At 36.2% G+C, this 12,868-nt stretch carries 12 protein-coding genes and 2 pseudogenes; 3 read left to right on the top strand and 11 right to left on the bottom strand.

Annotated features, from left to right (window positions below):
• Window position 1 precedes the first annotated feature (1 nt).
• The 4 genes from O970_RS07175 to O970_RS07160 form a co-directional block, all read right to left on the bottom strand.
• Entirely contained in the window at window positions 2–844 is an 843-nt protein-coding gene (locus O970_RS07175) for a phosphatidate cytidylyltransferase (RefSeq protein ID WP_024496438.1), read from the bottom strand.
• A gap of 19 nt (window positions 845–863) precedes the next feature.
• Complete coding sequence (gene uppS, locus O970_RS07170) at window positions 864–1,583, bottom strand: polyprenyl diphosphate synthase (protein ID WP_036562980.1); 720 nt, start codon at window positions 1,581–1,583, stop codon at window positions 864–866.
• 185 nt (window positions 1,584–1,768) lie between these two features.
• A complete protein-coding gene (gene crp / locus O970_RS07165) occupies window positions 1,769–2,401 on the bottom strand; it encodes a cAMP-activated global transcriptional regulator CRP (RefSeq protein ID WP_024496437.1) in 633 nt (210 codons plus the stop codon).
• An 86-nt stretch (window positions 2,402–2,487) separates the two neighbouring features.
• A complete protein-coding gene (locus tag O970_RS07160; RefSeq protein WP_024496436.1) occupies window positions 2,488–2,694 on the bottom strand; it encodes a YheU family protein in 207 nt (68 codons plus the stop codon).
• Between the two features lie 496 nt (window positions 2,695–3,190).
• Here O970_RS07160 and O970_RS07155 point away from each other — a divergent pair, with 496 nt between their 5' ends.
• A complete protein-coding gene (locus O970_RS07155) occupies window positions 3,191–3,955 on the top strand; it encodes a tyrosine-protein phosphatase (protein ID WP_024496435.1) in 765 nt (254 codons plus the stop codon).
• A 166-nt stretch (window positions 3,956–4,121) separates the two neighbouring features.
• Here O970_RS07155 and O970_RS07150 read toward each other — a convergent pair whose 3' ends face one another.
• Complete coding sequence (locus O970_RS07150; RefSeq protein ID WP_024496434.1) at window positions 4,122–4,778, bottom strand: 4'-phosphopantetheinyl transferase family protein; 657 nt, start codon at window positions 4,776–4,778, stop codon at window positions 4,122–4,124.
• Window positions 4,779–5,114: 336 nt separating this feature from the next.
• Between O970_RS07150 and metC the strand changes: the two genes are divergently transcribed.
• The gene (gene metC / locus O970_RS07145) at window positions 5,115–6,302 is read left to right on the top strand and encodes a cystathionine beta-lyase (protein WP_024496433.1); all 1,188 of its coding nucleotides are present in this window, start codon (window positions 5,115–5,117) and stop codon (window positions 6,300–6,302) included.
• 30 nt (window positions 6,303–6,332) lie between these two features.
• Window positions 6,333–7,640 carry a tRNA lysidine(34) synthetase TilS gene (tilS, locus tag O970_RS07140; RefSeq protein WP_081685286.1) on the top strand — a complete coding sequence of 436 codons (1,308 nt, stop codon included), beginning with the start codon at window positions 6,333–6,335 and terminating at the stop codon, window positions 7,638–7,640.
• Window positions 7,641–7,736: 96 nt separating this feature from the next.
• Here tilS and rpoH read toward each other — a convergent pair whose 3' ends face one another.
• From rpoH to O970_RS09910, 6 genes and pseudogenes are all read right to left on the bottom strand, one after another.
• Window positions 7,737–8,585 carry an RNA polymerase sigma factor RpoH gene (gene rpoH, locus O970_RS07135; RefSeq protein WP_238610608.1) on the bottom strand — a complete coding sequence of 283 codons (849 nt, stop codon included), beginning with the start codon at window positions 8,583–8,585 and terminating at the stop codon, window positions 7,737–7,739.
• Between the two features lie 163 nt (window positions 8,586–8,748).
• Window positions 8,749–9,699: a permease-like cell division protein FtsX gene (gene ftsX, locus O970_RS07130; protein ID WP_024496430.1), complete on the bottom strand. Its 951-nt coding sequence runs from the start codon at window positions 9,697–9,699 to the stop codon at window positions 8,749–8,751.
• Complete coding sequence (gene ftsE, locus O970_RS07125; RefSeq protein WP_024496429.1) at window positions 9,692–10,363, bottom strand: cell division ATP-binding protein FtsE; 672 nt, start codon at window positions 10,361–10,363, stop codon at window positions 9,692–9,694. Before ftsE ends, ftsX begins: the two co-directional genes overlap by 8 nt.
• Window positions 10,364–10,365: 2 nt before the next feature.
• Window positions 10,366–11,298, bottom strand: a pseudogene (gene ftsY / locus O970_RS07120) (signal recognition particle-docking protein FtsY); the annotation flags it as partial.
• A gap of 120 nt (window positions 11,299–11,418) precedes the next feature.
• Entirely contained in the window at window positions 11,419–11,979 is a 561-nt protein-coding gene (locus tag O970_RS07115) for a pseudouridine synthase (RefSeq protein ID WP_024496427.1), read from the bottom strand.
• 295 nt (window positions 11,980–12,274) lie between these two features.
• Window positions 12,275–12,868, bottom strand: a pseudogene (locus tag O970_RS09910) (hypothetical protein); the annotation flags it as partial.

Here is a 12,868-nt window from a genome sequence, read left to right as displayed (position 1 = left end):
CTTATGGAATAATTAATAAAAGTAACGCAGCAAATATAGGAATCGCCGATGTTAAGCTATCAATACGATCGAGTATCCCACCGTGACCCGGAATAAGATTGCCGCTATCTTTAATACCCGCTGCGCGTTTAAACATACTTTCGGTTAAATCACCGAGCACTGAGGCTAAAATCGTTATAAATGATATTATCATTAAATTTCCAAAAAAAAGTCCATCATAAAATAAACAACTGGTCACGGTAGCAATTAACATTGCGCTTACCACTCCGCCGATCAAACCTTCAATAGTTTTACCTGGTGAAACTTGGGGTGCTAATTTATGTTTACCACACATACGCCCAACAAAATAAGCGCCTGAGTCAGTCGCCCAAATTAACGTTAATACATATAATAGTATAAATGCACCAAAATAGGGGTTACTTTCATAAAATATTGAACGTAAGATCGCCATACCGCTAAAAAATGGAAATAATGTACAAAGACCAAATAAGCCTTTTAGCCTATAAGAAGCTTGCCAGAATTTAGCACTTTTAGGATAAGTGATAACGAGAATTAAAGCAGCTAACCACCAGCACAATCCCAAGATTAATGAATAATCAAATAAAAGATAAACAAAATGGTTAGAGAGTAAGTAATAGCTAATAGCTAGCAATAAGGTAGTAATGATAACACAGTAGTATCTAATTATGCGGGTTGTTACCGGAAGAAATTGTGTCCATTCCCATACACCTATTCCACAAATAATAATAACGATAGCAACAAAAAAAGTGATAGGTAAGAAAAATAGCGCAATTAGCACCACTGGTATTAAGACCAGTGCCGCTAACAAACGTTGCATTAGCATGAAGTGACCCCTTATTCTCTTATTCTTTTATACTTCCAAAACGTCGTTCACGTGATTGAAACACATCAATCGCCTGCATAAAGACCTTTTCATCAAAATCAGGCCATAAAATATCGGTAAAATAGAACTCAGCATAGGCAATTTGCCACAACAAAAAATTACTTATGCGATATTCACCACCAGTGCGAATGACTAAATCAATCGCAGGCAATTCAGATAAAGATAAATACCGTGAAAAATGGGATTCGTCAAGCTGTTCTAAAGTGATCTCACCTTGATTGATTTGCTTCATGACCTGTTTACCGGCATTAACAATATCCCAACGACCTCCATAATTAGCAGCAATATTTAAGACCAATCCAGTATTATCACAGGTTAAATCTTCAGCAATCTTTAAACATTTTTGTAATTGATGACTAAAACGTGATACATCACCAATAATTTGTAATTTAATATTATTTTTATGTAAGATTCTCACTTCTCGATTAAGTGCATAACCAAATAATGCCATCAGTGCTGAAACTTCTGTTTTTGGTCGATTCCAGTTTTCACTGCTAAAAGCATATAATGTTAATGCAGTTATCCCCTTTTGAGAAGCAAAGCGAACAATTCGCCTTACAGTTTTAAGCCCGGCTTTATGCCCAATAGCACGTAATTGACCTCGTTGTTTAGCCCATCGCCCATTACCATCCATAATAATAGCGACATGTTTTGGAAAACCTATATTAGATCCAGGCATGTTAATCCTATAACTGACTTAATTTTATTAATATATGACTCTTTAAACATTAATTATGTTAGCATAACCCCCTAATAGGGTGGAAATTTTTTTGCTGCTTAAAATCAAATAATTAATTAAAAATTATGAAATAAAATTAAAGCGCTATAAAGATTATCTTAACAGTGTAAGAAAGCTATAAATCATTAACGGGTGCCATAAACAACAATCGTTTTACCATGAGCTGAAATTAAATGTTGCTCTTCTAATATTTTTAGTATGCGACCAACGGTTTCTCGTGAACATCCTACAATTTGCCCAATTTCTTGTCGGGTAATTTTTATCTGCATTCCATCTGGATGGGTCATCGCATCAGGTTGTTTCGCTAAATGTAATAAAGTTTGCGCAATACGACCTGCTACATCAAGAAAAGTTAAATTACTGACTTTTTCTGACGTAACTTGTAAACGACTCGCCATTTGTCCAGCTAAACGCATTAAAATATCAGGGTTTACGTGAATTAATTGTTTAAATTTTTTATATGAAATTTCGGCGATTTCACACTGCGTTTTTGCTTTTACCCAAGCACTACGTTCGGTATCTTGCTGAAATAGGCCAATTTCCCCGATAAATTGCCCTTGACTAAGATAAGATAAAATCATTTCTTTACCTTCATCATCCTTCACCAATACCGCCACCGATCCCTTAATGATATAGTATAAGGTTTCGGCTCTTTCTCCTTGATGAATAAGCGTGCTTTTAGCTGCATATTTATGGATATGGCAATGTGACAAAAACCAGTCTAGCGTTGTATCTGTATGCTGTTTTTCTAAAATCATATAAAGCCCCTGAATCAACAAAGTACATGACTACAATAAAATGATCATATGGTGATTAAAAATTATTCTTAGCGTGAATCTAGTTATTATGGATGAATTTTAATATCAATAGATTCATGTAATTCAGACCACACTAATACCGCTTTACCCGCTTCAAGCTGCTGCTGTACATCATTTACTTTTTCTGCCAGCGTTTTCTCTTGATCACCGTAATCGGTACCTTCACGCAACACAAAGTACTCGATAATGTTGTGTAATGTAGCTTTGTCTAGCTGTTGCCATGGAATAATCATTACGACTTAAACCTCAAATCACTACTTTTTAATTTTTTACAACTAAAATTTAATAAAATAAAACTATATAATATAACGCTATTTAGTTTTAATACCAAATCATGCAACTAATTATTGCTGATTACCTAAAAAAATAACGCGTTAAATTGTGCATCTAGATTAAATTAAATAAGCCGATATTAGTTAAATAATCAATACTACATTGAGACGCATTGATATAAACAATAATTCAATTTATTCATATCGTTATATTAATTAGCCCGGTATAACGTATAACCATATTAGCTATTTTTCTATTTTAATCCTATTTTTTGGGATTAAAGTAGATAAGTTCATATTTACTTTACATTAATATTGATACATAAGATATGATTAAGCACTATAGTGCTGCTCGATTCAATCGTAAAATAATTATATTGATTATCACTAATGACTATTTTTTAATAAGATTAATTCTAATGCAGTGAATAAGGCTAAGATAATAAGGAGAAAAGCAATGCAGTTACTACCGTTAGAAAAAGGAATTAATTTTCGAGATATGGGTAGAATACCAACAAAGTCAGGTGCAAAAATTAAAACTGGTGTGTTATTTCGTTCTGGTATGCTTTCCAATTTAAGTGCAAACGATTGTCAATTTTTAGCCGATAATATTGGTTTAAAGTCAATTTTAGATTATCGTGATAGAAGTGAAATCGAAAAAAATCCAGATAGGCTTTGGTCTGGGGTTAATTATTATGCTATTGCTGCTAATCCTTTAAATGGTGACGTGTCTGCGAATATTATTGAAGACATTAAAGCCAATAGCCATGATCATCGCAGTGGCAGTGCATTTATGATAAAACTATATGAGCAACTGCCCTTTAACAATCCTGCTTATAAACAACTAGTTAGCCTATTATTAGCGCCCGAACTAACACCAATGGTACAGCATTGTGCGGTGGGTAAAGATCGTACTGGTGTCGGTTGTGCATTAACACAATTGGCCCTAGGCGTTGATGAAGAGACGGTTATGCAAGATTATCTTTTGACCGAAAAAACCTTAGCACCATTTAGCGAAGCATTTTTAGCTAAGCTAGCGCCAACAGTTTCATCGGCAGAGTTTGCTTTTCAACAGGCGCTATTTGCTACCAAAGAAGCGTATTTATTGTCGGCCTTACGGGCGATTAAGAAAAGATATCAAACCATTGATCGCTGGCTTGAACTTGATTATGGTTTAACTTTCGCCAAACGAGAGCAATTACAGCATAAATATTTACTCTAGCATTCACTATAAGATTAAGACGCGTGCATTTAATAATAGATAATAAGTTAATTAGAACTAACAATAAAATCAATAAGTTAATTTAAGAAATCACTAGATTTTAACTTATTGATTTTGATATATAAATATATGCTATATCGTATTATTTTTATTTCAAATAATCTGCTTAAGCAATAATTTGTAATATATCGATTGATCGATTACAACATAAAGATAGGTGAACATTATTAATTTGCTGATAAGTGCTATAAAAGGCATCTGCAAATGTCGCGTTAACAATTAATGTATCTGGATTAATAACGACTTCTCGCATTTGCCAAACACCTTTAGCATATAATTTTAATGCCGATTCACGTAGGGTCCAAAGTTTCCAGAAGGCACTTAATTTATCAGGTTGTTTATGCAACCAGCTAAATTCATCAACAGAAAAAAATTGACCTGCTATTTTTTCAATATTGTCACGCGGTCGTTGTTGTTCGATATCTAATCCTATCTGCCCATTTTGGCAAACGGCAACGGCAATATAATCACCGCTATGGCTAATATTAAAATCAGGTAAAGTTGGATCAACAAATGCAGGACGATTATTCTTTTTGGCCTTAATAAGTGGAAGTGTTTCAATTGACCAATGTTGATGTAGCAGCTCAGCTAATAGAAAACGGCAGGCTAAAAATTGTAATTGTCGTTTGCTAGCAAGTTCACTTGCTTTTTCTTTTACCCACGGTGGTATCCGTTCGCTGTGCTGTAGTGAGGTAATATCAAACTGATTCAGAGAGGCGACCCCAATAATCACCTTCGTTGTTTTATTTATCTGACTTATCATGGAAAATTAAATAGTATCCTATCTGTTATTGCTGTATTTGTAGCTATATCAATTGGTTAATATAATAAAAGCAAAATATGATATTAGAGATTAGCTAAAACTATTACTATTATCAATCAATCAATCAATCAATCAATCAATCAATCAATCAATCAATCAATCAATCAATCAATCAATCAATCAAAGATAGCATAACAGTGAATAATCGTAATGTTAGGTATTTTAATTAAAAACAAATTATTTTTTACTTTGTAAAACAATCTAGTATAGATGTTGAAAAAACAGTTAATCCTGTTATGCTACCATCAATATCACACGTTGCATGGGGTTAAAACAATGTCTAAGAAACTACGTACCACACTGATTACCGCAGGTCGTCAAGCACGTTATACACAAGGCGCCGTTAATCCTATTATTCAACGTGCCTCCTCTTTAGTTTTTGAGACGTTAGATGCAAAAGAACAAGCCTCGAAGGGACGGGAAACAGGTTCTCTTTATTATGGTAGACGCGGTACCCTAACCCATTTTTCTTTACAAGAGGCAATGACAGAAATGGAAGAAGGTGTGGGCTGTTATCTTTACCCTTGTGGTGCAGCGGCTATTGCCAATACTCTCTTAGCGTTTGTATCGGCTGGCGATCATATTCTGGTTACAGAAACCGCTTATGAACCAACCCAAGCTTTTTGCAATGACGTTTTAACACGTTTAAGTGTCAAGACCGATTATTTTCCATCCCAAATCAGTAGCGAGATTATCCACTTTATTCAGCCCAATACAAAAGTAGTATTTTTAGAGTCTCCGGGATCCATCACGATGGAAGTACAGGATATTCCAGCGATTGTAAAAGCCGTGCGTTCAGTGAATCCTGAGATAGTGATCATTGTTGATAATACTTGGGGCGCTGGCGTTTTAGTTAAGCCACTTACTTGTGGGGTCGATATTTCGATCCAAGCTGCAACCAAGTATATTATTGGTCATTCAGATGCGATGTTAGGAACCGCCGTAAGTAATGCACGTTGTTGGGCACAATTACGGGAACAATCTTATTTAATGGGACAAATGTGTGATGCTGATACGGCTTATCTTGCCACACGCGGTATTCGTACCTTATTAACCCGTCTAAAACAACATCAAGAAAGCAGTATAAAAATTGCCAAGTGGCTAACCACTCAACCTCAAGTAGCTCAGGTTCATCATCCCGCTTTACCTAATCATAAGGGGTATCAAATTTATAAGCGTGATTTTAGTGGTTGTAGTGGTTTATTCTCCTTTGTATTAAAGCAAAAATTATCTAAATCGCAGTTAGCCCATTTTCTCGATCATTTTACTTTATTTACGATGGCTTATTCATGGGGAGGATTCGAATCATTAATATTAGCCCATCAACCTGATGAGATTGCCAATATACGACCTATTACTGGTGTGGATTTTACTGGTACGTTAATTCGATTACATATCGGGCTTGAAGATGCCGATGATCTTATTGCTGATTTAGCCGCCGGCTTACAGCGAATTACCCCTTAAAATTTAATTATAGCGTTGAGATTTAATTTAATGGAAGTTGATTTAACCCATACCTCAGAAATAATCACCGCCCTGCGACCCTATTTATACCAAGAGCGATCAATTATGGTTGCTTTTAGCGGTGGTATTGATTCAACGGTTTTACTCCATGCGTTGGTACAACTACGATCAGACTATGCGCTTCAATTATCGGCTATCTATATTCATCATGGGATTAGTCAACATGCTGATCAGTGGGCACAGCATTGTCAACAAGTTTGCCAACAGTGGCATGTCCCTTTACATATTTGCAAAGTGCAGATTGATCTCAGTAGTAATATTGAGGCACAAGCAAGAACGGCGCGTTATCACGCGATTAGCCAACAATTACAACCTAACCAAGTCTTAATGACTGCGCAACATCTTAATGATCAAAGCGAAACCTTTTTGTTAGCATTAAAACGTGGTAGTGGACCGACAGGTTTATCAGCTATGCCTGCCATATCGCCATTTGCGAGTAGTTATCTTATCCGCCCATTATTGGGTATTTCACGAAGGGCAATTGAAATCTATGCGGGTATCCATCAATTACCGTGGATTGAAGATGAAAGTAATCAAGATACCCGTTATGATCGTAACTTCTTACGCTTAAAGGTGTTACCTGAAATCAATCAACGCTGGCCGCAATTTAATCAGATGGTCGCGCGCAGCGCTGAACTTTGCGCTGAAGAGACGCAACTTATTGCTGAACTTATTCAAGAACAATTACAACACTGTTTAACGCCTGAAAAGCAACTCTATCTTCAACCTTTATTGGCGATGTCGGATATTAAACGCAATGCGATATTACGTGCTTGGTTTAAACTTCATCATGTTGATATGCCATCAAGGCAACAGTTAACGCTGTTATGGCAAACAGTTGCTTTGGCTAGGGACGATGCCAATCCAATATTTACATTGCAGCAAAAGATAATTCGTCGCTATCAACGTACGCTTTATTTATTACCAAATTCACCGTCATTAAGGGATACGATTTTACCTTGGGATATGTTATCACCTTTAATCTTACCTGATGACTTAGGTCAACTGGCCCTTAGCCCTAGCATGCCAGCAGGATTACGTGCACCACGAGCAAATGAACAAGTAACTATTCGTTTTCAGGCTCAAGGACGTTTTACAATCGTTAATCGTCTAGGCTCAAGAACAATAAAAAAATTATGGCAAGAATTGGGCGTGCCGCCATGGATGCGTAATCGAATTCCCTTACTTTATTATAATGAAACCTTAATTAGTGCCGTAGGGGTTTTTACTACTTTAGAGGGACAAGGCTCAGACTTAACTGTTATTCATACGGTCTAGTCTGATTGGTGGTGTCTTTTATAGATAAAACAAAATGGGTTGTTCTATTATCAACCCATTTTATTTCCAACCAGAGAATTAAAGCCAATAAAATAGCTAAACTTCTATTGCCACACGTAATTTTTTCATCGCATTTTTTTCTAACTGACGAATGCGTTCAGCAGAAACATGATATTTATTCGCTAACTCTTGTAGCGTTGATTTACTGTCATCCGTATCTAACCAACGGGCCCGTATAATATCTTGGCTACGTTCATCAAGCGATGATAACGCACGATTTAACTTATCCGTTGCATCATCTTCCCAGTTGTCGTCTTCAATCGTTTGTGAAAAATTAGAACGACTATCTTCTAAATAAAATACTGGTGCAATAGCTGAATTATCGTCATCATTATTATCCATATCAAATGACATATCTTGTGCCGCCATGCGAGATTCCATCTCTAATACATCTTTGGTTGTAACACCTAATTCATCGGCCACCATTTTAACTTCTTCATGATTAAACCAGCCTAAACGCTGTTTAGCTTTGCGGAGATTGAAGAATAATTTACGTTGAGCTTTGGTGGTGGCAACCTTAACAATACGCCAGTTTTTTAATACATATTCATGTATCTCAGCTTTAATCCAATGGACAGCAAATGAGACTAATCTTACCCCCATCTCTGGATTAAAACGGCGTACGGCTTTCATTAAGCCAATATTTCCTTCCTGAATTAAATCAGCCTGAGGTAGTCCATAACCTGAATAATTACGTGCGATATGAGCAACAAATCGTAAATGGGATAATATCAACAATTTTGCTGCTTCTAAATCATCATTATAATAAAGTCGCTCTCCTAACGCTTTCTCTTCTTCAGCCGTTAGCATAGGATAATTATTTACCATCCTAAGATAAGCTTCTATACTACCTTGTGGTATAAAAGTCACTGTTGACATTTTCATTTCAGTACTCATTTAACTTTCCTTATCTCTTTGCACTATCAACTATCGTTATTATTTTGATGATATCATCCTTATTATCTATCAAAAACAAAAACAACATGTATTATTTTAGACCTTAACGGATTGATATAGTTCAGCTATTTTGGTAAAAAAAACATCAATTTCATGATCGTTGTTCTGTCATTTGCAAATATTTTCTTACCGCAATCCATGCCGATAACCACCCTAAAATACCAGAAAGTAAAATAATAAATATACTTTCTTCAAAGGTTAGGCCTACTAATTTAAACACAGTACCAAATACGGATGAAACATTCAATATAATTGCATCGACTCGCAAAATAAAGATTTGTGACATACATAATGCCAACAAGGCACCGATTACCCCATTAAACATGCCACTATACAAAAAAGGTCGCAGTATAAACCCTTCAGTCGCGCCAATTAATTGCATAACTAAAATCGTTTGCCGTCGCGCAAAAATCATCAATCGAATACTGTTACCGATAACTAATGATACCGCAATGATCATTAAGAGCGAGATGGTCCAAGCAATCGTTTCGACCATCCCCGTCAATGCCGTTAATCGAGCAAACCAACTGTCATCGAGACGAACATCATTCACCTTATCAAGGGTTTGAATCTTTTTCTTCAATTCAGCCAATATGACTGATTTTTTTGCCTCATCTTTAGGCATAACGATGATAATCGCCGGTAAGGGATTTTCCTCTAATAAATCTAAGGCCTCGCTAAACCCTGACCATTCACGGAACTCTTCCAACGTATCATGTTGTGACAGATATTTAATCTTTTCTACCTCTGGATATTTCACAATATCAGCAATTAGGCTATCGGTTTGAGTCTGATCGATATCTTGATTAAGATAGACGGTTAAATTGGGCGTAGGATACCACTGTTTAGCGGCTTCATTAACATTTTTCCATAGTAGATAACAAATAGTTGGCAACATAATCGAAATAGCAATGACAATAATGGTTAAAATCGACGTCAGTAGATGTTGACGGATATCATTGTAGACATTTCGGCACGCGTAGCTAATCTGACGCCACCAACGCACAAAAAAACCATTATTTTCGTTATTTTTCTTACTCACAATATTTTGAATCTCCTATTAGTCGCCCTTGACTTAAATTGAGAATGCGGTAGTGATTTTGACGAATCAAGCCTAAATTATGCGTTGCCATTAATACCGTGACGCCGGTTTGGTTTAACTCCTCGAACAATGTTAAAATATCTCTGGCTATTTTATCATCTAAGTTACCTGTTGGTTCATCGGCTAACAAAATGACTGGTTTATTAACAATCGCCCGAGCAATACCGACGCGTTGCTGCTCACCACCAGAAAGCTGTATCGGATAACACTTCATTTTATCGATAAGCCCTACTTTATCTAATGCGGCTGAAACGCGTCCTCGAATTTCTTCCATTGATTTTCCTAAGATAATTAACGGAATTGCCACATTATCAAAAATAGTATGATCCATTAATAATTGATGATCCTGAAAAATCATCCCAATGTGACGTCGCAAAAAAGGGATGTCATGCTTTTTGATACGGCTAATATCTAAACCGTTTAATAATACACGTCCATCATTAACGCGTTCTAAACCACAAATCAGTCTTAATAAGGTGCTTTTTCCAGCACCTGAGTGACCGGTTAAAAAAACCATCTCTCCTTGTCGCAAAGAAAAACTAATATTTTGTAGAGCTGGCTTACCGCCGGAATAGACTTTACTAACCTGCTCAAAACAAATCATTATTATGCATCCTCATTTTCTTCATTGGAAAATAGTGCTTCAATAAAATCATCGGCAACAAATGGTCTTAGATCTTCAATTTTCTCACCCACGCCAATATAACGAATTGGTATAGCGAATTGATCCGCCAAACTGAAAATAACCCCACCTTTAGCGGTACCATCTAATTTAGTTAATGTTATGCCTGTTAGCCCTACCGCATCGTGAAATAATTTAGTTTGACTAATTGCATTCTGTCCGGTTCCTGCATCGATAGTTAGCATGATTTCATGGGGTGCACTAGGATCTTGCTTTTTCATTACGCGAACAATTTTCTTTAACTCATCCATTAAATGAGCTTTGTTTTGTAAGCGCCCAGCGGTATCAGCAATTAACACATCAATATTCTTTGCTTTCGCCGCTTGCATAGCGTCAAAAATAACAGAGGCAGAGTCCGCGTTGGTATGTTGCGCTATCACAGGAATTCGATTACGCTCACCCCAAACTTGCAATTGTTCAACGGCGGCGGCACGGAAAGTATCGCCAGCGGCTAACATTACTGATTTACCTTCAGCCTGAAATTGACGGGCTAATTTACCAATCGTCGTGGTTTTACCTACGCCATTTACCCCGACCATTAAAATAACAAAAGGTTTATGCGTAGTGGTATCTAACGTTTGATCGACATTTTGTAAAATAGTCGCCATCTCTTGCTTTAATAAATCATGTAATGCCTCAGCATCTTTTAACTGTTTTCGAGACGCTTGCTCAGTCAGTGATGTAATTAAACGTTGGGTGGTTTCAACACCCACATCGGCCACTAATAACTGTTCTTCCAGTATTTCAAATAATTCATCATCGATCTTTTTTCCCTGGAAAAGTTGGCGAAATCCAGAACCAATATTTTTCTTTGTTTTAAACAGCCCTTGTTTTAAACGGGCAAAAAAACCGACTTTTTTTTCTTCACTCATGCGTTTATTAACTCTAATTTATCGTAAGATTGATCGTGATCATAATAGCATTTATTATTAACTAAATGATGTATTTTCTCAAATAAACATCGCAGATTGCCATGCTTATAACATATTGGTTTCAATATAGTTCCATTGACCTAATGCCAAGCCCTGCTTAAATAGATTTAGCTGCCCAATTTGCACGCGAACTAATCGTAAACAAGGAAAGCCAACTGCTGCGCACATACGCCTAACTTGCCGATTTTTCCCCTCTTTGATCGTTATGCTTAGCCAGGAAGTGGGAATAAATTTACGTTCTCTTATTGGTGGATGACGTTGCCATAAATTTTCAGGTGTTGGAATAGCAAATACGTTTGCTGGCTCAGTGGTAAACTCTTTTAGTTTTACTCCTTTTGCTAGCTGTAAAATAGCCGATTCTGTTATAGCACCTTCTACTTGTACCCAATACGTTTTTGGTAGTTTATATTTTGGTTCGGTAATTTTAGCTTGTAAACGTCCGTCATTGGTTAATAAAAGTAAACCTTCACTATCTGTATCTAAACGACCAGCTGGGTAATAACCCTCAGCTTCAATATAATGTTTTAAGGTTGGACGCTGCTCATCACCCGAAAATTGGCAAATTACGCCATAAGGTTTATTAAAAGCAATAAGTGGTGTCGTCATGCTGAATTTATTTCACTAATATAAACATAGAGATGTACTCTCTATTAATTGATTCGATATAGTCCAATAACCTAAGATTATTTGACAGTTTAAAATAATTTTTTCAGTTTATTAAACATCAACATAATCAGCAATGAAAATATGCTTTACACCAATTTTTATTTTATGTTCAATTTTAAACAACCAAGTAATGGTAATACTTTATAAAAATAAACCAATTTGATTTTTGTTATTGCTGTCGTGGTCAAACAATGATAAGCCAAATCCTGCCAACAGAATCTGGCTTAAACAAAACTTACTCTTCTATCTCTTTTTTAAAATCGGAAGCCCAATTATATCTTCCGCTTACACCAGTCATTGTCTCTAGTTTATCTTTACCTAACACTTTATAACTATGTTGTCCACGAACAGACTCTCCAGTTATCATTTTTTTAAAGTAGCGAAAACGCTTATACACCTGAGGATTTTTTACCCAGTCCGGAATATTTTCGATATGATACGTAATATAGACATCTCGCACTGTTCCTCCCCCTACGCCATTAATGGTATCCTTGATACGTTCAATTTTATCCACGACCACCCGACCAAAACAGAAGTTAGTTTCTCCAAATTCCCAGTCCACATATTTTCGACCTAACTCTGTAAGATTATAACGATATAGCGGTTTACCATCAGTTTCACCCACCAGCTCCTCAGTAAAAAAACCTAGCCCACTAAAAAAATGTAGGGTGTCATTTTTTAGACGGTTGTAATATGCTTTTTGTGTTTCAGACGAAAAAGGTAAATCCTGCCCCTCTATATATTTAATGGTATATGGGTACATAGATTGCGTTATCTTACCCACCATCATACAAATCGCTTTATCGCCGGTTTGATTATTCCAGTCATA

The sequence above is a fragment of the Candidatus Schmidhempelia bombi str. Bimp genome, from assembly GCF_000471645.3.
GTDB lineage: Bacteria > Pseudomonadota > Gammaproteobacteria > Enterobacterales > Orbaceae > Utexia > Utexia bombi.
Note: the sequence above shows the minus strand (reverse complement) of the source record. Positions and strands in the feature narration are given on the sequence as shown.

Excerpts from the sequence above, each read along its gene's own strand:
- O970_RS07175 (WP_024496438.1), bottom strand. The coding sequence starts at position 844 with ATGCTAATGCAACGTTTGTTAGCGGCACTGGTCTTAATACCAGTGGTG.
- uppS (WP_036562980.1), bottom strand. The coding sequence starts at position 1,583 with ATGCCTGGATCTAATATAGGTTTTCCAAAACATGTCGCTATTATTATG.
- crp (WP_024496437.1), bottom strand. The coding sequence starts at position 2,401 with ATGATTTTAGAAAAACAGCATACAGATACAACGCTAGACTGGTTTTTG.
- O970_RS07160 (WP_024496436.1), bottom strand. The coding sequence starts at position 2,694 with ATGATTATTCCATGGCAACAGCTAGACAAAGCTACATTACACAACATT.
- O970_RS07155 (WP_024496435.1), top strand. The coding sequence starts at position 3,191 with ATGCAGTTACTACCGTTAGAAAAAGGAATTAATTTTCGAGATATGGGT.
- O970_RS07150 (WP_024496434.1), bottom strand. The coding sequence starts at position 4,778 with ATGATAAGTCAGATAAATAAAACAACGAAGGTGATTATTGGGGTCGCC.
- metC (WP_024496433.1), top strand. The coding sequence starts at position 5,115 with ATGTCTAAGAAACTACGTACCACACTGATTACCGCAGGTCGTCAAGCA.
- tilS (WP_081685286.1), top strand. The coding sequence starts at position 6,333 with ATGGAAGTTGATTTAACCCATACCTCAGAAATAATCACCGCCCTGCGA.
- rpoH (WP_238610608.1), bottom strand. The coding sequence starts at position 8,585 with ATGAAAATGTCAACAGTGACTTTTATACCACAAGGTAGTATAGAAGCT.
- ftsE (WP_024496429.1), bottom strand. The coding sequence starts at position 10,363 with ATGATTTGTTTTGAGCAGGTTAGTAAAGTCTATTCCGGCGGTAAGCCA.
- O970_RS07115 (WP_024496427.1), bottom strand. The coding sequence starts at position 11,979 with ATGACGACACCACTTATTGCTTTTAATAAACCTTATGGCGTAATTTGC.